General features: G+C 64.9%; 10 protein-coding genes. 3 read left to right on the forward strand and 7 right to left on the reverse strand.

The annotated features are described in order from the left end of the window. The 6 genes from AACY45_RS22285 to AACY45_RS22310 form a co-directional block, all read right to left on the reverse strand. The coding region (locus tag AACY45_RS22285; protein ID WP_339547411.1) for an amino acid adenylation domain-containing protein at positions 1–6031 on the reverse strand (6031 nt) is incomplete at its 3' end. After that, complete coding sequence (locus AACY45_RS22290) at positions 6028–9075, reverse strand: non-ribosomal peptide synthetase (protein ID WP_339547412.1); 3048 nt, start codon at positions 9073–9075, stop codon at positions 6028–6030. The genes AACY45_RS22290 and AACY45_RS22285, both read right to left, overlap by 4 nt. Positions 9076–9086: 11 nt before the next feature. After that, positions 9087–10142: a TauD/TfdA family dioxygenase gene (locus AACY45_RS22295; protein ID WP_339547413.1), complete on the reverse strand. Its 1056-nt coding sequence runs from the start codon at positions 10140–10142 to the stop codon at positions 9087–9089. Further along, a complete protein-coding gene (locus AACY45_RS22300; protein WP_339547414.1) occupies positions 10142–13579 on the reverse strand; it encodes a condensation domain-containing protein in 3438 nt (1145 codons plus the stop codon). The genes AACY45_RS22295 and AACY45_RS22300 overlap by 1 nt, the downstream gene beginning before the upstream one ends. Further along, positions 13576–14334, reverse strand: a complete 759-nt coding sequence (locus AACY45_RS22305) for a thioesterase II family protein (protein ID WP_339547415.1) — start codon at positions 14332–14334, stop codon at positions 13576–13578. Before AACY45_RS22305 ends, AACY45_RS22300 begins: the two co-directional genes overlap by 4 nt. Next, a complete protein-coding gene (locus tag AACY45_RS22310) occupies positions 14331–14546 on the reverse strand; it encodes an MbtH family protein (protein ID WP_095168540.1) in 216 nt (71 codons plus the stop codon). The genes AACY45_RS22305 and AACY45_RS22310 overlap by 4 nt, the downstream gene beginning before the upstream one ends. Positions 14547–14767: 221 nt before the next feature. Between AACY45_RS22310 and AACY45_RS22315 the strand changes: the two genes are divergently transcribed. After that, entirely contained in the window at positions 14768–15286 is a 519-nt protein-coding gene (locus AACY45_RS22315; RefSeq protein ID WP_339547416.1) for an RNA polymerase factor sigma-70, read from the forward strand. 237 nt (positions 15287–15523) lie between these two features. On the opposite strand, the gene AACY45_RS22320 is transcribed toward AACY45_RS22315, so the two are convergent. Further along, positions 15524–16780, reverse strand: coding sequence for an amino acid permease (locus AACY45_RS22320; RefSeq protein WP_339547417.1), 1257 nt, complete (start codon positions 16778–16780; stop codon positions 15524–15526). Positions 16781–17278: 498 nt separating this feature from the next. On the opposite strand from AACY45_RS22320, the gene AACY45_RS22325 reads away from it, so the two are divergent. Continuing rightward, on the forward strand, positions 17279–18898 hold the full coding sequence (locus AACY45_RS22325) for a condensation domain-containing protein (RefSeq protein WP_339547418.1): 1620 nt from the start codon (positions 17279–17281) through the stop codon (positions 18896–18898). Positions 18899–19081: 183 nt separating this feature from the next. Continuing rightward, a complete protein-coding gene (gene mexE / locus AACY45_RS22330) occupies positions 19082–20332 on the forward strand; it encodes a multidrug efflux RND transporter periplasmic adaptor subunit MexE (RefSeq protein WP_339547419.1) in 1251 nt (416 codons plus the stop codon). Positions 20333–20347 lie beyond the last annotated feature (15 nt).

Here is a 20347-nt window from a genome sequence, read left to right on the forward strand (position 1 = left end):
CAATCGCCTCGGGCACACGGGCGGCCTGGCGCTCGAACTGGTGCACCAGGTCGAAATCGGCCACCCCGTGATCGTGGGCGTTACCGGCAGCCAGTACCGCCGCCCGTTCGCTGGCGCCCAGTAACGGCAGTTGCCCGAGGCGCTGGCTGGCGTCCTCGCTGATCGCCAGTAACAGTTGATGCAGATGGCCGTCAAGGCGCTCGATGGCCGCCCCATCGAAGCGGGCGCGGTCATAGCTGTAGCAGAACGCCAACGCGTCGCCCTGGTTGACCAGCAGCATCAGCGGGTAATTGCCCTGCTCACGGCTGACCAGATTGGAAAACCGTGGGCCGTCGCCCTGGCCACTGAGCAGCGCGCTGTCGAGCGGGTAGTTCTCGAACACCAGGATCTGCTCGAACAGGCTCTGGCCGCCCTGCCCGGCCCAGCGTTGAATGTCATACAGCGCCGAGTGTTCATGCTCGCGCACCGCCAGGCCCAGTGCCTGGACCTGGTCCAGCCATTGGCCGACGGTGAGTTGCGGTTGCGGGCTGGCAACCACCGGCAGGGTATTGATGAACAGCCCCAGTTGCTGCTCGATCCCCGGCAACTCGGCCGGACGCCCGGCGACAGTGGCGCCGAAGGCCACGCACGCCTGGCCGGTGTAGCGCTGCAGCAGTAACAGCCAGGCCGCCTGCAACAGGCTGCTGAGGGTGACCTTGCGCTGCCGGGCGAATTGACGAAGCCGCTCGCTGGCCGCGCTGGACAGGTGCGAGCGATGCTCGGCGGTGCCTTGCCCAGGATTTTCCAGGGCGATGGCCGCCGCCAGCGAGGTAGGCGACTGCAGCGGCGCCAACTGCTCGCGCCAGAAGCGCTCGCTGGTGGCCGGATGGTTGCCGGCTAACCAGGCGATATAGTCACGGTAGCGCCCCACAGGGGGTGGCAGCGCTTGCCCGGCATAGCGCTGCATGACCTCGGCGAACAGCTGGGCCTGGCTCCAACCGTCGAGCAACAGGTGATGGCAGGTCCAGATCAAGTGATGCCGGCCGGTGCCGGTCTGCACCAGCAGCAGGCGCATCAAGGGTGGACACAGCAGGTCGAAGGGACGGCGTTCAGCTTCGGCGAGGGCTTCAAGATCGCCGGCCTTCACCTCGCTCCAGTCCAGTGCGACATCACGCAGGATGACCTGCAACGGCACCCCGCCCGCCGGGCTGACGAAGCCGCTGCGCAGAACGCCGTGGCTGTCCAGGGCGGCTTGCCAGGCGGCACGCAGGCGCTCGGGATCGAGGCTTTCGGCATCCATGCGCACCTGATTGATGTAGCTGCCATCGCCCGGTTGATACAGGCTGTGGAACAGCATGCCGTGCTGCATCGGCGACAGCGGGTACAGGTCTTCAACCTGGCTGAGCGGCAACTGCAGGGCATCCAGTTGCGCCTGATCCAGGGTCGCCAAAGGGAAGTCCGACGGCGTCGCACCGCCGACGCCGGGCGTCAGGCAATGGGCGACCAGCGCCAGCAGTTCGGCCTCATACAGCGCCACCAGTTCGGCCAGCCGCTGCGCGTCGAGTTGCTGGGGGCTGAAGGTCCAGGCCAACTGCAGGCGTCCGTCGTTCACCCCGCCATCGATCGACAGCCAATTGGACAACGGCGCAGCCGGGTCCAGGCTGTCGCCGCAGGATTCGCCCGCACGGCCCAGCAGGCCAGCGTCGAAGCTGGCATCGAACTGGCCCAGGTAGTTGAAGGTGATGCGTGGCACCGGACGCGCCGCCAACTGCGCCCGTACCTCAGCAGGTGCCAATTGTTGCAGCAGGCCAAAGCCCAGGCCGCTGTCCGGCACCCGACGCAGGTGCTCCTTGGTGGCCTTGAGGGATTGGCCCAGGTCAGCACACGCCTGCAGCCGCACCGGATAGGTAGCGGTGAACCAGCCGACGGTCCGACTCAGGTCCAGGTTGGCCAGGTGTTCCTCGCGGCCATGGCTTTCCAGCTCCAGCAACAGTTCGGGTTGCTCGCTCCAGCGCCACCAGGCGCGGGCCAGGGCACACAGCAGCAAGTCGTTGACCTGGGTGCGATAGGCCGCTGGGGCATCGCGCAGCAGGTGGCGGGTCTGGGTGTGATCCAGCTGCAAGGCCAGCGTCACGGCTTCGCTGACCGGGGCCGGGCCGTCGTGGCGCGCCCCCGGGAAGCTGGCCGGCACTTCGCCCAGTTGCGCCTGCCACCAAGGCAACTGCGCCAGCACCTCGCGGTGCTGCGCGCGCTGTGCCAGAAAGCCGGTCCACTCACCCAACGCATGGCTGCGCCGCGGCAATGCCGCCGTGCGATCTGCCAACAACTGCTGCAGGTCTTCGAGCAGGATGCGCCAGGACACGCCATCCACCACCAGGTGATGAATCGCCAGGAACAGGCGCTGGCCACCGTCCTGCAGGTCGATCAATACCGCCCGCAACAGGGGGCCGTGAGTAAGGTCCAGGCTGCGTTGCGCCTGGTTGACGAGCAGCGCCAGGGCGTCGGCATCCGGCGCCTGGCGATGCCAGACCTCGACTGCGCTGGGCGCCGCGTAGGCGCCCTGCCAGGTGCCCGCACTGTCCTGACGCCAGCGCAGGCTCAAGGCATCGTGATGGGCGACCAGGGCCGTGAGCGCCTGCTGCAGTTGCGCCACAGCCAGCGGCGCCTCCACCGTCAGCAGCAAGGACTGGTTCCAGTGTTGGCGCTGGGCCATGGGCGTGGCGAAAAACCGTTGCTGCAATGGCGTCAGCGCGATTGCGCCCTGCGCAGGGCGTGCAGCCCCTTCGCATGGCTGACCCAGGGCGGTGGCCACCTGCGCCAGTTGACGCAGGGTCTGATGACGGAACAGGTCACGCGGACCCACCTGCCAACCCGCCAGTCGGGCCCGGCTGGCGACCTGGATGGCGATGATGGAGTCGCCACCGAGTTCGAAAAAATTGTCCTGGGCGTCGATGTCATCGACACCCAGCAACTGGCTCCAGATCGTCGCCAGGGCCTGCTCCACTGGCCCTTGTGGCGCGTCCGAGGTACGGACTTTACGCACCGGCTCCGGCAAGGCCTTGCGGTCGAGTTTGCCGTTGGCGCTCAAGGGCATCTGCGCCAACACGATGATCTGTGCCGGCACCATGTACTCCGGCAGCGCTTCGCCCAGGCGCAGGCGCAGGGCGTCTGCCAGGCCGTCATCGGCAGCCGCGACCACATAGCCGAGCAATTGCTGGCTGCCGGCTGCCGCGTCTGAAACCACCACCACCGCTTCACTGACCGCCGGGTGTTCCAGCAGGCGCGCCTGGATCTCACCCAGTTCGATGCGCAAGCCACGGATCTTTACCTGATGGTCGATACGTCCCAGGTACTCGATCGCACCCTCCTCACGCCAGCGCGCCAGGTCACCGGTACGGTACAGCCGGCCGCCCTGGCCGAACGGATCGGCAACAAAGCGCTCGGCGGTCAGCCCGGGACGCCCCAGGTAACCACGGGCCAGGCCAACGCCACCGATGTACAGCTCGCCCGGCACGCCTTTGGCCACCGGCAGCAATTGCCCATCGAGCACGTACAGGCGCAGGTTGGCGATCGGCCGGCCAATGGGCACGCTGTACAGCCCCGGCGTGTCATCACAGGCCCAGTGGCTGACGTCGATGGCCGCCTCGGTGGGGCCATAAAGGTTGTGCAGGCCGGCGCGGCTCTGGGCCAGGAAACGCTGCTGCAGATCAAGGGGCAAGGCTTCGCCGCTGCACATCACCAGGCGCAGGCGCGGACAGTCGGCCAGGGACTCGCACGCCAGATAGGCTTGCAGCATGGACGGCACGAAGTGCAGGACGCTGATGCCCTGCCCGGCGATGATCGCCTTGAGCTCGGCCGGGGCGCGATGGGCACCGGGGGCGGCCATGACCAGGGTGGCGCCGGTCATCAGCGGCCAGAAGAACTCCCACACCGAGACGTCGAAACCAAACGGCGTCTTCTGCAGCACCCGGTCATCCTGATCCAGGGCAAAGGTGGCCTGCATCCACTGCAGGCGATTGCACAGCGCGGCGTGGCTGTTGCCCGCCCCTTTTGGCCGGCCGGTGGTGCCGGAGGTGTAGATGCTGTAGGCGAGCTGATCGGGGTGGTTGAGCAGGCTCGGGTCATCCGCCGGGTACTCGGCAAAGTGCGCGGCGTCGCGGTCCAGGCACAGCACTTCGCGTTCGCTGGCCGGCAGGCGCGCCAGCAGAGGCGCCTGGGTCAGCAGCAGTTTTGCACCGCTGTCCTCAAGCATGTAGGCGAGGCGCTGGTCAGGCTGGTCCGGTTCCAGCGGCAGGTAGGCGGCGCCGGCCTTGAGCACGGCAAGCAGGCCGACCACCATGTCCAGCGAACGCTCGGCAAACACCCCGACCAGGTGCTCCGGGCCCACACCGCGCGCGCGCAGGTAATGCGCCAGGCGGTTGGCGGCGGCATTCAGTTCGCGGTAGCTAAGCTGCCGCTCGCCGACGATCAGCGCGGTGGCCTGGGGGGTCGCGGCCGCCTGCGCCTGGATCAAGACCTGCAGGCACTGCGGCTCTGCGTAGTCGACCGCGGTCGCGTTCCAGCCTTCGAGCACCTGGTGGCGCTCATCGGCGTCGAGCAGCGCCAGGTCGCCGATCGCCCCATCGGGACGCTCGGCGCAGTCGCCCAAAAGCCGCAGGAAATGCCCACGCATGCGCTCGATGCGCGGAGCATCGAACAGGTCCGTGGCATAGGTGAAGGCGCCACTGATTACGCCATTGGCGTCTTCCTCGGTATCGAGGCTGAGGTCGAACTTGGCCATCTGCGGCGCGGCCACCTGCAACCGGGCATGCAAGCCGGGCATGCCGGAGAGTTCGGCAGTGCTGCGCTGCTCGTGATTGAACATCACCTGGAACAGCGGGTTGCGGCTCAGGCTGCGCTCCACGCCCAGGGCGTCCACCAGTTCCTCGAACGGCAGGTCCTGGCAGTCCTGGGCAGCAATGACCGTCTGCCGGACCCCATCGAGCACGGCGCGAAACGCCAGGCGCGGTTGCAACTCGCTGCGCAACACCTGGGTGTTGACGAAAAAGCCGATCAACCCCTGGACTTCCTGGCGCTGACGGTTGGCCACCGGCACGCCCACCAGCAGTTCCTGTTGCCCGGTATAGCGGTGCAGCAGGACCTTGAAGGCCGCCAGCAACAGCATGAACACACTGCTACCGCTGGCGGCGGCCAGCGATTTGAGGCGCGCGGCCAGTGCCGGCTCCAGCTCAAAGCCCAGGCTCGCGCCGCGACAGCTCATCTGCGCGGGTCGTGGATGATCGGCCGGCAGTTCGAGGATCGGCGGACGCTCGCCCAGGGTCTGGCGCCAATAGGCCAGTTGACGCTCGCCCTCGCCGGCTTCCAGCCAATTGCGCTGCCACAGCCCGTAGTCGGCATATTGCACGGGCAAATCCGGCCATTGCGGGGCCTGTCCCTGCAGGTAGGCGGCGTAGCCCTGTGCGAGTTCGCCGAGCAGGATCTGCATCGACCAACCATCGGAAATGATGTGGTGCAACGCCAGCAGCAAGGCCTGACGCTGCTCGCCCAGGCGCACCAGGGTGAACTGCAGCAGCGGCCCTTGATAGAGGTCAAACGCTTGCGCGCCAGCGTCTTGCAAGGCCGTGGCCAGGGCTGCATCCGGGTCGGCCATGGCACGCAGATCGAGGACTGGCAAGGTCACCGCGGATGGCGCCTGGATCACTTGCGACAGCTCGCCGTCGACCTCGGCAAAGCGGGTGCGCAGAATTTCATGGCGCTCGACCACGTGGTCGAGCGCCGCCTGCAAGGCCGCCTCGTCCAGATCACCTTGCAGGTGCAGCACGCCCGCCTGGTTATAGGCGGCCGACTGCCGGTCCAGTTGCCAAAGGGTCCACAGGCGGCGCTGGGCATAAGAGGCGACGACCGCTGCCGGACTGTCCGGGCGTGGAGGAATCGGCAGACTTTCAAGGCTCATGCCCTGGGCCTTGAGCTTCTCACCCAACTGGCGGCGTGCGGCCGGGTCGAGTTCGGCGAAGCGCCGGGCCAGTGCGAGCAAACGATCGGCGACAGTCATGGTGCCTCCACTTCGGCAAACAGATTTTCCAGCGCATCCAGGTCGCTGGCTGGCGCCTGTTGCAATTCGGCGACCTTGGCGCTGAAACGCTCAAGCGTTTCGCCCTCGAAGAACAGCCGTAACGGCAGTTCGATGCCCAGCTGTTCCTGCAGGCGCGCGCGCAAGCGGGTGGCCAGCAGCGAGTGACCGCCAAGGGCGAAGAAGTTGTCTTGCAGGCCGACCCGCTCGACCCCCAGCGCGTCCTGCCAGACGCCGGCGAGGATGCGCTGCAGTTCAGTCTGCGGCGCCTGGTAGGCCTGCTCGACCACGGCCTCGGCCGCCAGCGCGCGCCGGTCCACCTTGCCGTTGGGCATCAGCGGCAAGTGTTCGAGGCGCTGCACCGCGCTCGGGACCATGTGCGCCGGCAGCCGCTGTGCCAGCTGTACCGACAGACGCTCGGCAAGCTGCTCCTGGGCGCTCTCGGCGCGGGCGACCACGAACGCCACCAGTTGCGCGCCGCTGGCCGTTTCCCGAACCACCACCGCCGCCTCGCTGACCCCTTCACAGCTGGCCAGGACGGCTTCGACTTCGCCGGGCTCGATGCGGAACCCGCGAATCTTGACCTGGGCGTCGATTCGCCCGAGGAATTCCAACTGACCGTCAATGCGCCAGCGCGCCAAATCGCCGGTGCAGTAGCCACGACTGCCATCGGCAAGCGTCGGGTAGCGTTCAGCGGTCAGGGCCGGGCGATTGAGGTAGCCACGGGTGACCCCGGGACCGGCGACATACAGCTGGCCGATCTGGCCGATCGGCACCGGATGCAGCTGGGCGTCCAGCAGTAGAACGCGCATCCCTGGCGCCGGGCGTCCAATCGCCACCGGCCCCGGGTCGGCGTTCCAGGCGCTGCACCAGACGCTGCCTTCGGTCGGCCCGTACTCGTTGCTCAACAAGGTGGCGGGCAGTCGCTGGGCATGCCGAGCCACCAAGGCCTGTGTGCACGCCTCGCCGGCTACCACCACCACGCGCAGGCGCTGCTCGCCCAGGTGCTCCAGCACTTCGCCGTGCAGGCCGGGCAGTGCCAGGTAATGGGTAATCCCCTGCTCACCCAGCAATTGGGCGATGGCGCGGGGGTCCTTGGCTTGCTCAGCGCTCGGCAGGTGCAGGCAACCCCCCTGGCCCAGGGTCCAGAAGAGCCCGGCGACGGAGCTGTCGAACGACAGTGACGAGAGCAAGAGGAACGACTCCACCGGGGCCTGGTAGTGGACAAAACGTGCCAGCGTCGCGGCCAGGGCGTTGGCATGGCTGACGGCAACGCCCTTGGGCGTGCCGGTGGAACCGGAGGTATAGATGACATAGGCCAGGTCATCGCCGGTCACCGTTACCGGCACAGGTGCGTCCGGCCCCTGCCAGATGGCCGAGTCCGGCGCCAGGGACAGCACCGCCAGCCCGGCCGGCAGGCGCAGTTCGGTGTCGAGGGGGTCCAGGCTCAGCAGGCACGTCGCGCCGGCATCGGCGAGCATGAAACTCAGGCGCTCGGCCGGGTAGTCCGGGTCCAGCGGCAGGTAGGTGCCACCGGCCTTGAGGATTCCCAGCATCGCCACCAGGGCCGACAGCGAACGCGGCGCATACACCCCGACGATCCGCTCACGCCCCACGCCCGCGGCCTGCAGGGCATGGGCGAGTTGGTTGGCACGCCGCTCCAGCGTGGCGTAATCGAGGCTCTGGTCGCCTTGGCGCACCGCCAGTTGGCTGTGTTTGTGCGCCACTTGCGCCTCGAACAGACGGTGCAAGAGCCCCGGCGATGCCAGGGGCATGTCCGGCCCCTGCTCGAAAGTGGCGATACGCGCACGCTCCGCGGCGCCCAGCAGGCTGACCTGGGTCAGGCGCTGGTCGAGATCGCTCAGCGCAGTGCCGGCAAACACCCCGAACTGCTCCAGCCAGAGCGCCGCCACCGCGGGTTCCAGGCGCTCGGCGGCATGTTCCAGGCACAGCGTCCGCCCTTCCCGGCCCAGGCTCAACAATGGCCATTGATGGGCATCGAGCTGGACCTCGATGCCCGCCACCGGCCGACACTGCGCGCTGAAGCCAAAACCAGCGTCCCGGTCGAGCCCGGCCACGGCACCTTCGTCCAGGCATTCGAGCCAGGAGCGGGCCTCGTCAATGCGCCCACGCAAATCCTCCAGCGTACGCGCCAGGCTGGCCTCGACGGGATACACCAGGTTGATCGGCAGGCGACGTTCGAAGCGACCGAGGATGCCTTGCACCTGGTCATTGCGACCCTCCAGGGTCACCGTCAAGGACACCTGCGACTGGTCGGTCAAACGGCACAGGAAACCACCCCAGAGGCACAGCAGCAGGTCGTCCGCCGGCATGCCCAGCGCTGCAGCGCACCGGTCCACGGCCTGCAGCAACTCGTCTGCCGGCACCCGCAACGGCGTAACCCGACTGACCGGCACGTCCCGTTCGAACGGCAATGCCCCCCGTGGCAACCCGGCCTGTTGCACCTCGCGCCAATAGCTGGCGCCTTGCGCACCGAGGTCGGCAGCGACCAGTTCACCTTGCCAGGCAGCGTAGTCGATGTACTGCAAGGCCTCGTCATCGGCGGGCGGCAAGCTGGCGCTGTAGCCTTGTCGCAGTTCCTCGGCCAGTTGCTGCAAGGCCTGGGCATCGACGCTGGCCAGGGACGCACCGAGCAACACCACGAAGCCGTCGGCATCACTGGCCTCTGGCACCACGGCGGCGGCGAACGCGACCTGCTCCAAGGCACGGCGCACCACCTCGTCGGCCTCCCCCGCCAGCGCCGGATACAGCGGCGACCGGAGCGCCTGCTCGACTGCCTGCACCGGGCGGCGCAAGCCGTCGATACGCAGATAGCGAGTGCGCAGGACTTCATGGCGCCGTTGCAGCTCATCGAGCACGGCCCGCAGCCGCGACGGGTCGCAAACGGCAGCGACAGACACGCGGACCAAGGCGTTCAACGGCCGACCGAGACGGTCCTGGCGGCTGAGCACGGCGCCTTGCTGTGCGCAAAGAGGGAAAGCTTCTGGGTGGGCAGGCAGTTGCATGTCGGGGAACCTCAATCGAGTGCCAGGTCGGCGCTTTTCTGGGCAATTGCCATCGCGGTGAGAATCTTGCGCGGGCCAGTGAATGCGTTACGGGCGTGCAGCGACAGCATGTTGTCCAGCAGGACTACGTCGCCTTTGTGCCAGGGGAATTCGACCATCACGTCGCGGTAAGCCTGTTGCAGGTGGCGGATGATTGCGTCGGGGATCGCCGCGCCGTCGCCGAAGAAGGTGTTCTGCGGCAGATCGTCGGGGGCGAATTCGCTGATCAGTGCCGCGCGAAGGGTTTCGGGCAGGGTCAGGGCGTTGAAGAACGTGCCATGGTTGAACCACAGCTCTTCGCCGCTACGCGGATGACACACGATGGCCGGCCCCACCTGGCGCGTGCGCAGGCGGTTGCCGCTCTTCCACTGCGGTTCGATACCGATGCGGGCGCAATAGGCCTCGACTTCCCCACGGTCCTCGCTCTGGAACACGGTCTGCCACGGCAGGCCCATGCCGTCGCCGTAGTTGCGCACGTACATGATCCGGCGCTGGCGGAATTCCTCGCGCACGGCCGGGTCGATGCGTTGCAGCAACGCACGGGTGTCGCCCAAGGGGGTTTCGCCACCGGTGAGCGACGGCAGGTCGCAGTAGAAGTACAGGTGCAGCGGAAACACCGGCGAGTAGGAGTGCTCGTTGTGGGGGAAGATCCGTTCGTTGCTCGGATAATCGGTGGAGCTGTAGATGTTGAACTGGCGGGTCACCTGGGTCCGTGGCGAGGCCCGGAACAGGTATTCGAGCGCACCGCCGGAGATCGCCTGCACGCAGCGGTCGAACCCATCGATGCCATCCACATCAAACCCGCGCAGGAGGATCGCGCCGTGCTCCAGCAGGCGCGCCTCGATCAGCTCGCGGTGCTGCCCCAGCCACGCCACCAGATCGGTGCCGGCGAACCGTGGCCGGCACAGCAGCGGCAGCGTGTGCCCTTCGAGCAGGGGCGTGAACACCACCCGCTCTTCCTGGCTGGCGGTGATGCTTCTGCGTGCCCGACCCATGGTTGGCAGTGCGGTGACGTTGGCCTCGCTCATCATTGCTCCTGGACGCTGTGGGGTTGAGTGGACGACTGCGCGACGCGCCGGCGCATCGGGCGCTGGCTGGCGAGCAGGGTCTGGCGCTGCTGGTTTTCGCTCGCCCGTGCCTCGCGCCGCACCTGGGCGGCGGCTTCCAGCAGGTCGGCCTGGGTCTGCGCTGGCTTACCCAGCCAGCAGTGGAGTACGGCCTGGATCTGTGCGAACAGCTGGGGGATTTCTCCCGGCTGGAACAGCCCTTCGGGCATCTCGAAGCGCGCTTCGAGGCGGCTGGCACTGCTGTAGAAACCCAGGATCAGGTCCAGCTCGGCGGCCTGTTGGCCGGCGTCGAACCCTTCCACCCGCACATCGCGCAGACGTGGCAGCGGCGGCTCGCCTTCCTGGTAATTGAGCTTGATGCTGAAGAACGGCGAGCGACCGGCCCGACGCGCTGGGCGCAGCGCCTCCACCAGTTGCTCGAAGGGCAAGTCCTGGTGCCCTGCGGCGCCCAACACCACGCGCCGGCACTGCTCCAGCAGCACATCGGTGCTGGCGGCCAGGTCCAGATCAATCTGCAGCACCAACTGATTGATGAAGAACCCTACCAACGGCTCGGTGGCCGGGTGACTGCGGTTGGCGATGTCGCTGCCCAGGCGGATACGCGTCTGACCACTCTGCTCGCGCAGACTGACCGCGAACGCACCGAGCAGCAGCATGAAGGGCGTGACGCCACGCGCCTTGGCGAAATCACGCAGGGCACTGGTTTGCACGCCACTGAAGGTGAAGTGTTCGCAGACCGCCAGTGCGTGTTTGTCCCGGGGCCGCTGTGCATGCAGCTCCAGCCAGCCAGGCTCGCCGGCCAGCGCCTGGCGCCAGTAACCCAACTGACGGGCATGCTCAGGCCCGGCCAACAGCTCACGCTGCCAGCGGGCAAAGTCGCCATAGCCCACCGCCAGCGCCGGCAGCACCGCTTCGCTACCTGCCAGCCGGGCCGCGTAAAGCACTTCCAGCTCATCCACCAGGTTGCGCATCGACCAGCCATCCACCGCGATGTGATGGGTGGTCAGCAACAGCACGTGCTCGCGCTCATCCAGACGCAGCAGGCACACTCGCTGCAGGGGCCCGGTGCTCAGGTCGAACGGTTGCCGGGCGTGCGCGGCGGCGCGCCGGCGGGCCTGGGCCAAACGCTGTTCGGGCGCCAGGTCAGATAGATCCTCAACGGCAAACTCCAGCGCCAGGGCCTCCTGCAGCAGCAGGCGCACTCCCTCGCCCTGCGGGGCAAAGGTGGTGCGCAACACCCCGTGGCGCTGCTGCAGCGCGACAAACGAAGCTCGCAGCGCCTCGACCGCCAGCGGACCGCGCAGGTGCAGGGCCAGCGGCACGTTGTACACCGAGCTGTGGGGGTCCAGTTGCCAGGCGAACCACAAGCGCTCCTGGGCATAGGACGGCAGCAGTTCGTCCGTCACGCTTGGGCGCAACACCGGCTGGGCCTGGCCGGCAGCGGCCTCGGCCTCGGCCAGGCAGCGTGCGAAAGCAGCCAGCTCGGGGTGGTCGAACACGCTCGCCAGCGCCAGGTTTACCCCCAGGCGCTCGCGCAGGCGCCCGACAATCTGCGCGGCCGCGATGGAGTTGCCGCCCAGGGCGAAGAAATTATCGTCGCAGAACACCTCATCCTGCCCCAGCACCTCGGCCCAGACCGCCGCGACCAGACGCTGATGATCGTCGACCAACGCCTGGCCCTGACGCGCCACCGGTTGGTCGTTGCGCCGCAGATGGAAGCAGTCCAGCTCCGCGCGCTCGAGCATCTGCCGGCAGGCGGAGCGCTGCAGCTTGCCGCTGGAGGTCTTGGGCAGTTCACCGGGGTTGAGCAGGGCAATCCACACCGGCGTCTGCTGACAAGCATCCGCCACTGCCCGGTCGATTTCAGCGCACAACTGTGCAGCGCTGATCTTGCGCTGGGTGGTGCGGCCGATCTCGACCGCGATGCCGATACCTTCCCCGTGGGCCTGTTCCACCACAAATGCCGTGACCCGGCCCTTGCGCGCGCCTTCGACGTTGTATTCGACGGCGCGCTCGAGGTCCTGCGGGTAAATATTCAGGCCACGGACAATGATCATGTCCTTGAGGCGCCCGGTGATGAACAAGCGGTTGTCCCGCAGGAAACCGAGGTCGCCGGTGCGTAGCCAGGTGCGCCCTTCACGGCTGACAAACGCCCGCGCGCTCGCCTGCGGGTTGCGCCAGTAGCCGCGCGCGACGCTGGCGCCGCTGGTCCAGATCTCGCCGATGTGGCTGTCCGGCTGGATGGCGCCGGTTTGCGGATCCACCAGCATCACCTGCAGCCCGTCGTGCAGGATGCCGCTGCTGACCAGCAAGCTGCCCTGCCCCGGCTCGGCGCGGTGTTCGCCCAGGGCATGGCTGTCGAAACTGGCACTGACGAAGTGCTCCGCAGCGGTAGTGCCGGTGACGAACAGGGTGGCCTCGGCCAGCCCATAACACGGCAAGAACGCCGCCGGATTGAACCCGGTCGGCGCGAAGTGCCGGGCGAAGGCTTGCAGGCTGTCCTGGCGCACCGGCTCGGAACCGGAAAACAGCACGCGCAGGCAGCTCAGGTCGAGCTTGGCCAGCACGCGCTCATTGACCCGCTCGGCGGCCAGGCGGAAGGCGAAGTCCGGGGCACCGGTATGGGTTGCGCGAAACTCGCTGATCGCTTCAAGCCAGCGCGCCGGACGCTCGACGAAGTGCCGCGGCGACATCAGGACCAGGGTCGCGCCGCGATAGACCGAGAGCAGCAGGCATCCGATCAGCCCCATGTCGTGGTACAGCGGCAACCAGCTGACAAAGGTGTCGCCTTCATGCAGGTCGAAGCAATCGAGCATCATCTGCTCGTTGGCGACCAGGTTGCCGTGGCTGACTTCCACCCCCTTGGGGGTCGCGGTGGAGCCGGAGGTGTATTGCAGGAAGGCGATGTCGTCGTTGGCCGGGCGCCGCACCGGCCAGCTGTCGGCGCCCTCGCGCAACGGTGCATCCAGCGCGTCGACCGACAGGGTGGTCGGCAACGCCTGGGCGAAGGCCTGCACCAGCGACTCGCGCAGATGCTCCTCGGTCAGTACCAGGCTTGGCTGGGCATCGTCGAGGATCGAACGCACCCGGCTCAGTTCGTACTGGCGCAACGACTCGGGCGGCAGCGCCGGTACGGCGATGATGCCTGCGTACAGACAGGCGTAGAACGACACGACATAGCTCGGACCGCTCTGCATCAGCAACAGCGCCCGGTCACCAACGCCGGCATGGCGTGACAGGACGGCCGCCAGCGCGCGGGCCCGACGGTCGAGTTCGGCATAGGTCAGCGTCAGGCGCTGCGCTTCGCCGTCGAGGAGAAAATGCACCGCCGGCTTGTCAGCGTGCCGGACCGCATGCGCGGTCAGCGCATCAACCAGAGACGTAGGGAGGACTGTCATGTCGCACCTTTGCAAAGAAAGTGAGAGTCAGGGCGCACACCGGCTCCGCCCGGCAAGGAGGCCGCCAGGCAGGCAAACAGGTGATCGAGCACCGCCCGCTCCTGCTCTTGGATGAAGAAGTGGCCACCGGCGAACAGCTCAAGGCTGAAGTCGAGCCCGGCATGTTCGCGCCAGGCCAGCAATTGCGCCTCGCTGGCACGATCCTCGGTGCCGGCCAGCACATGCACCGGGCACTGCAGGGGGGCCGTCGGCTGGTAGCGATAGCGGCCGCACAGCAGGAAGTCGGCGCGCAGCACAGGCAGCGCCAGACGCATCAGTTCGGGGTCTTGCAGCGCCTCCATGGGCGTGCCTTGCAGGGAGGCCAACTCGGCCATCAGTTGCTCATCGTCCAGGGGTTGGCGAAAGCGCAGGTAGTCGCGATGCGCGGGGGCCGAGCCGCCGGACACCAGCAATGCACGAGGCGGCGGCAGGCCCTGCGCACGCAAGGCACAGGCGAGTTCGAACGCCAGCAGCGAGCCCATGCTGTGGCCGAACAATGCGTAATGCCGATAGGTTTCACCGCGCAGCTCGCGGGCCAGTTGCGCGGCCAGGTCGACCAGGTCGCTCGCCAGCGGCTCGCCAGCACGGCTGCCCCGACCCGGCAGCTCGAGCGGACGAATGTCCAGCCAGGCCGGCGCACTACGGCGCCAGCGCGCATAACTCATGGCACTGGCCCCTGCGTAGGGCAGGCAGAACAGGGTCAGCAGAACGCTCACCGGCCGGCCTGCCCGTCCATGTGCTGACGCAGACTGAGGGGGCGCATGTCGGTCCAGACCGACTCGATGTAGTCCAGGCAGTCTTGCTTCAGGCCGCTTTTCCCCGCCTCGCGCCAGCCCGCTGGCACCGCCTTGTAGTCGGGCCACAGCGAATACTGTTCTTCTGCGTTGACCAGAACTTTGAACGTTGCATCTTCGCGGTCGAAAGCCATTTGCGATTCCTCGATCTGTGGAGTCAATGCGAGGGGCATGAGGCCCTGTCTCGCGGTTTCCTAGATCGACGAATGACAGCGAAATAACTTCAGAGGTGCTTGCACGGCCATTGATCACGGCCAGGACGGAGATTGAATCAGGGAGTTGTTGCAAATAGTTCTTAATAGTATTAGATTTTTCACCCTCGCTGGCGTACTACCAAGAATTGATCAGGTGCCTCATGCAAAAAATCGATGTAGCCAGAAGTGGTTCCCCCTTGCTTGAGGTGTTTTATGACCAGCGTTCACGCCTGATCGGTCTCGCTGCCCGGATCACCGGGTGTCGCAGCCACGCTGAAGACATCGTTCATGAAGCCTTCATGAAAGTCGACGATGCGGGAGACAACGAACAAATCAGGTCCCAGGCGTCCTACCTCACTCGCGTCGTGCGCAATCTGTCGATCGACCATTACCGTCGACGCCAATTCGAGGAACGCCTGATATGCCAGGACAGCGATAGCAACGAAGCCCTTGCACACCACGCCGGCACACCGGAAGCCCTGGTATCGGACCAGCAACTTCTGGAACGGGTAAGCGGCGCGCTGGCCGATCTTCCCGAGCGCACTCGCTATGTATTCGAGATGTGCCGGATCCATGGCATGAAACAGAAGGACATTGCCAGGGACCTCGGCGTCTCCGCCCCCCTGGTCAGCGCAATGATCCGCGAAGCCCTCCTGCATTGCCGGGAAAAAGCCCTCTAGCGGTATTGCCAATTCCGATGAACGTCCTGCGGCCCCGATTCCTGTAGCAGCTGCCGAAGGCTGCGTTGGGTTGCGTAGCGTCCCCCAGCGACTGTATTGCCAAGTTGAATGAACGTCCTGCGGCCGTTGACGCAGCCTCGCAGGCTCGGCAGCGGCTACAGATTTGTCACCCGCCAAAACAAAAACGCCCCGACAGGTCGGGGCGTTTTTTAGATCAACGTGCGTAGCCGCAAAACCCTACCAACTGGCGGGCAACCAACCCAGTGCCGCGCAGATGGCGTAGGCCATGCTGAGCAGGTACAGCACCACCACCGTGACCTGGATCAGCGGATGGGCAATCCAGCCGCATTGCCAGGCCGGGACGATGTCGCCATTCTTGCGCGCCGAACGCAGCATCAGGATCGGCATGATCGACAGGATCACCCCGCTGAAAACCCCGGCGAAGTACAGGGCGCTGACGAAGCCGACCATGCCGCTGTAGGCCAGGATAAACGGCGGTACACAGACAATGGCCAGGACCATCAGGCGGGTCTTGGGGTTGCTCTCCGAGCCCAGGCTCTGGAACTTGTCAAAAATGTTGGTCAGGAAGCTGCCACCCAGGCCCCAGTAGGAGGTCATCATGGCGCACAGGGCAAAGGTGTTGGCGGTGTAGAACGCCCACTGCCCCAGTGCCTGGCCCCAGGCCAGGGTCGCCACTTCGCTCTGGTTTTCCAGGCCGGTCAGGGCGATCACCGACATCGGCACCATCGCCAGCAGAATGAAGGTGATCAGCATCCCGGTGATCACCGCCAGCGGCAGGCGCTTGGGCGCGTGGCTGAAGCCGCGAGCCATTTCCGGGACCACGTACTGGGCCGAGAAACAGAACACGGCAATGTTGAACACCGGGATCATGTAGACCCAATCGCCTTCCAACAGGTTGGCAAACTGGGTGTTCTCGTTGACCAGTGTGGCAATGACCAACACCAGGGTCATGCTGAGCATGCCGATGCTGATGAACTTCTCACCCTTGCCGATGGCCTTCAGGCCCAGGAACAGCACCAACGCCGCAGGCAGGAAGAACAGCACGCTGCCGAGTGCCGGGCTGATGCCGAAAAATTCGCTGAGCACCTTGCCGCTGCCGCTCATGTAGGCCACGAGCGCGCCGATGCTGTTGACCGCCACCGAGAGGAAAATCGCCCAGGCGCCGAAGGAGCCGACGTAGCGTTGGGCCAGGCCACTCAATTGGTGGTGACGGCGGGTGCGCAAGGCGGTTTCCGAGACATACAGCATGGAGATGGTGGTGAAGATGCCCGCGACCGCCAGCCAGAACAGCAGCGGCATGTAACCGGCCTTGCGGCTGGCGTAGGCCATCGACAGCACACCGGCGCCAATGTTGGTGCCGACAATCATTGCCACCGCCTCGACGAAGGTCAGGCGTTTGACTTCCAGCCCGGAAGACTCGGCATGGCTCGCCTCGTGTGGCGCGTCGGCCACGGCGTAAGGGGTCTTGCTCATGAACAATTCTCGCTATTTATAGTTATTGCAGAATCCACGCAGCGTTCGTCATCAAAGCACTGCATGCAGTAAAACCTTGAACGGCGCGCAAAATATCACACATGGTGTTCGGAATAACACTCATGAGCGCTTATTCATTGGTCTAAGATGCCCGGAATGGAGCAGTTTGTGCTTTCAGGGGGCTGGACAGGGGCGGGATTGGCGGGTCCGGGGGCCCATCAATGATATTGATAGCAGCCTAACGAAAGCCTTAGCTCCAGATAAGGATCCGGAACACAGCGTCAGAAGTCAGCGGATAGCCTTGAATGTAGGCACTTGGGGACAGTTAAATTTTTTAGCCAAAAGAGTTGAATCGACCAAACACTTTGTAGGAATCCTCTCTCTCGACAAATGGAAAACGGATCGGAGATATCGGACAAGGCCGACTTAACAAGGCCTCTACAACTGCGAATATTAACCCCTGCTTTATGGATAATTTAAACAGCAAAGGGGGCCGCCATGAACCACAACGAGCTACTTTCTCTAAAAACCAATCTGCGCGCGGCAGTGGCCGGCGACGCGTCGACATTGGATCGATTACAAGCTATCTGGAAAGAAATCCTCAGCCACCAGACGATTTCGGCCGACAGCCATTTTTTTGAATGCGGCGCGACTTCCCTTTCGGTGATGATGCTGCTTGGCAGGATTTCCAACCTCTTCAATGTTGACCTGACCCCCAACGATATTTTCGACCATCCGATACTGGCTCAGCAGGCGGTGTTGCTCAACCGCAGCGCACGCCAGGATGGTGAAAACAGCCTATTGCGGGACGCCCATGCCTGGCGCAAGCGCGAAGGTGAAGATACACCCGGACTGGCGCAACGCGAGATCCTTGAAAAGCCCCCCGAAACCCCAGGCTATCTGGAAAATGTGGTGATGGCGTTTTACATTCGAGGCGAGTGTTCAGTCACCAGGGTTCGCGAAGCATTCGGCGCCGTACTTGAACAGCAACCGGCGTTACGTTGCAGCTTCGAACTCAACTCACACGGCCAGTGGCGTCGATCACAACACGCCCTTGATGAGCTCCCATTGCCTTTTCACCCGATACAACTGGCGCTTCAAAGCGACATCAGCCAAACCGTGGCCGATCTGATCGTTGAAGAATCATTGCGCGCTTTTGACCTGAGACATGCACCGTTGATTCGGGCAACCTACGTTGAATGCCAAGGGACAGATGACGTGCTGATCATCACTGCCCATCACATTGCATTTGATGGCTGGTCAGCTGCGGTACTGATGGACCAGCTTTGCGCGCACTATCAGTCGTTACTCGCTACCGGCGTGCCTGACGAAGCCAAACATTACATGCAATACGCTGAATTTACTGATGCCCAACAGCAACGTTTGGCTGAAAACCTGCTGGATACACATAGCGCTTTTTGGCAAGAGACACTGAAGCAACTGCCTGAACCCTTTCCGTTGCGCGGCGCTATTGAGCGGCCTCAGCAATTTACCTATCGCTGTGCGGTTCTACCGCTCAACCTGGATGCGCAATACCCCGCAATCGCGCAATTGTGCAGCCGAACAGGCTTCAGCCTTTATACCGTTATTCTCACGGCGTTCTTGGTTTCTCTCGCCAGAAACACGGACACGATCGACCTCTATGTACGCTCTCCTGTAGCCAACCGGACCGACGCGGCCCTGGAACCGGTGGTGGGGTATTTTGTTCAACCCATGTTGATTCGACCCCGGGTTTGCGAATGGTCACCTTCTCAGCGGCTGCTCGCGCAGGTCAATCGTTGTGTGTTGGATGCCTATCGCCATGCCATGCTGCCACCACCTGTTTTTGAGGCCAACTGCTCGCCCCGCTCTATCGCTTACGGCTCCCGATTTCCTTACTGGTACAACCACCACAACTATCCCTCACGGCAGCGCGAATTAGGCGCATCACAGCTCCACGGTATCGCGGTTCCATCCAGCGGAATTAAGACTGATGTTTCGCTTAACACACTACGTACCGAAAGCGGATTGATCGGTAGTCTTTCCTACTATCGTGACGCCATTCCTGACGATTGCATGCACGCGCTGCTGGTCAGCTTCAAGCAGGCATTGAATGAGTTACTTGCCATAGGCAAGTGACAACACGACCCGATCCATCTCGGCTCAGCACCTTCAAGGACTTGTTCGCAAAAGCCTTAGGCTAGAGGGCTGTCCCGAGGCTTATATCATTCCGAATGATAGTTACCTTTGCTTCATTCGATTCGTGAGATAGAGCCTCGCCGAGCATCATCCGCCCATCTCAATACATTGGCGGATCTATCCATGGAACAGTCTCTCAAACATTTGCGCTTGCCCCTGGCCGCCCTGGCCGTGCTGGTGATGAGCGCCTGCGGCAAGACACCGGACTCGGCCGCCGCCATGCCCGCCGCCAAAGTCAGCGTGGCCAAGGTGCTGGAACAACCGGTCAATGAGTGGGACGAGTTCACCGGGCGCCTGGAAGCGCCGGAAACCGTGGAGATCCGCCCGCGGGTGTCCGGCCAGATCGACCAAGTGGCCTTCACCGAAGGCGCCCTGGTGAAAAAGGGCGACCTGCTGTTCCAGATCGATCCGCGCCCGTTCCAGGCTGAGGTCCGCCGCCTCGAAGCCCTGGTTGCCCAAGGCCGCGCCAATGCCACCCGCAGCGAAAACGAAGCCCAGCGCGGCGAACGCCTGCGCACCAGCAACGCGATCTCCGCGGAACTCGCCGACTCGCGCACCAGCGCCGCCCAGGAAGCCCGGGCCGCCGTGGGCGCGATCCAGGCGCAACTGGACCTGGCCCGGCTGAACCTGAGCTTCACCCGCGTCACCGCCCCCATCAGTGGCCGCGTCAGCCGCGCCGAAATCACCGCCGGCAACCTGGTGACCGCCGATGTCACGCCGCTGACCAGCGTGGTTTCCACCGACAAGGTCTACGCCTACTTCGACGCCGATGAGCGGGTGTTCCTCAAGTACAGCCAGCTTGCTCGCCAGGGCCAGCGCGGCCAGAGCACCCCGGTGTACCTGGGCCTGTCCAACGAAGACGGCAACCCGCACCAGGGCCAGATGAACTTCATGGACAACCAGGTCAACCCCAAGACCGGCACCATTCGCGGTCGTGCGGTGTTCGACAACAGCAAGGGCGAATACACCCCCGGCCTTTACGCACGCCTGAAGCTGGTGGGCAGCGGTACCTATTCGGCGGTGCTGATCACCGACGAAGCGGTGGGCACCGACCTGGGCAAGAAATTCGTGCTGGTGATGGATGGCGACAAGTCGGTGTACCGCGCCGTCGAACTGGGTCCGAAGATCGAAGGCTTGCGCATCGTGCGCAGTGGCCTGAACAAGGACGACACGATCATCGTCAAGGGGTTGCAACGGGTACGCCCAGGCTCGCCGGTCACCCCTGAAGTGGTGCAGATGGCCAGCCAGGAAACCCTCGCCGCCCTCGCCCAACAACGCCAGGCGCTTGAAGCCAGCAACCTGCCCCAAGTCGCGCCTGCCAAGGTTGCGCCGGGTACGGCGGTCAAGCTCGCCGCTGCGACTCCACGCGGTTAAGGGACACAGACTCCA

Origin of the sequence: Pseudomonas sp. RA_35y_Pfl2_P32 (genome assembly GCF_963970735.1) — a bacterium.
Taxonomy (GTDB): Bacteria; Pseudomonadota; Gammaproteobacteria; order Pseudomonadales; family Pseudomonadaceae; genus Aquipseudomonas.

Excerpts from the sequence above, each read along its gene's own strand:
- AACY45_RS22300 (WP_339547414.1), bottom strand. The coding sequence starts at position 13,579 with ATGACAGTCCTCCCTACGTCTCTGGTTGATGCGCTGACCGCGCATGCG.
- AACY45_RS22325 (WP_339547418.1), top strand. The coding sequence starts at position 17,279 with ATGAACCACAACGAGCTACTTTCTCTAAAAACCAATCTGCGCGCGGCA.
- mexE (WP_339547419.1), top strand. The coding sequence starts at position 19,082 with ATGGAACAGTCTCTCAAACATTTGCGCTTGCCCCTGGCCGCCCTGGCC.
- AACY45_RS22295 (WP_339547413.1), bottom strand. The coding sequence starts at position 10,142 with ATGAGCGAGGCCAACGTCACCGCACTGCCAACCATGGGTCGGGCACGC.
- AACY45_RS22315 (WP_339547416.1), top strand. The coding sequence starts at position 14,768 with ATGCAAAAAATCGATGTAGCCAGAAGTGGTTCCCCCTTGCTTGAGGTG.
- AACY45_RS22290 (WP_339547412.1), bottom strand. The coding sequence starts at position 9,075 with ATGCAACTGCCTGCCCACCCAGAAGCTTTCCCTCTTTGCGCACAGCAA.
- AACY45_RS22310 (WP_095168540.1), bottom strand. The coding sequence starts at position 14,546 with ATGGCTTTCGACCGCGAAGATGCAACGTTCAAAGTTCTGGTCAACGCA.
- AACY45_RS22320 (WP_339547417.1), bottom strand. The coding sequence starts at position 16,780 with ATGAGCAAGACCCCTTACGCCGTGGCCGACGCGCCACACGAGGCGAGC.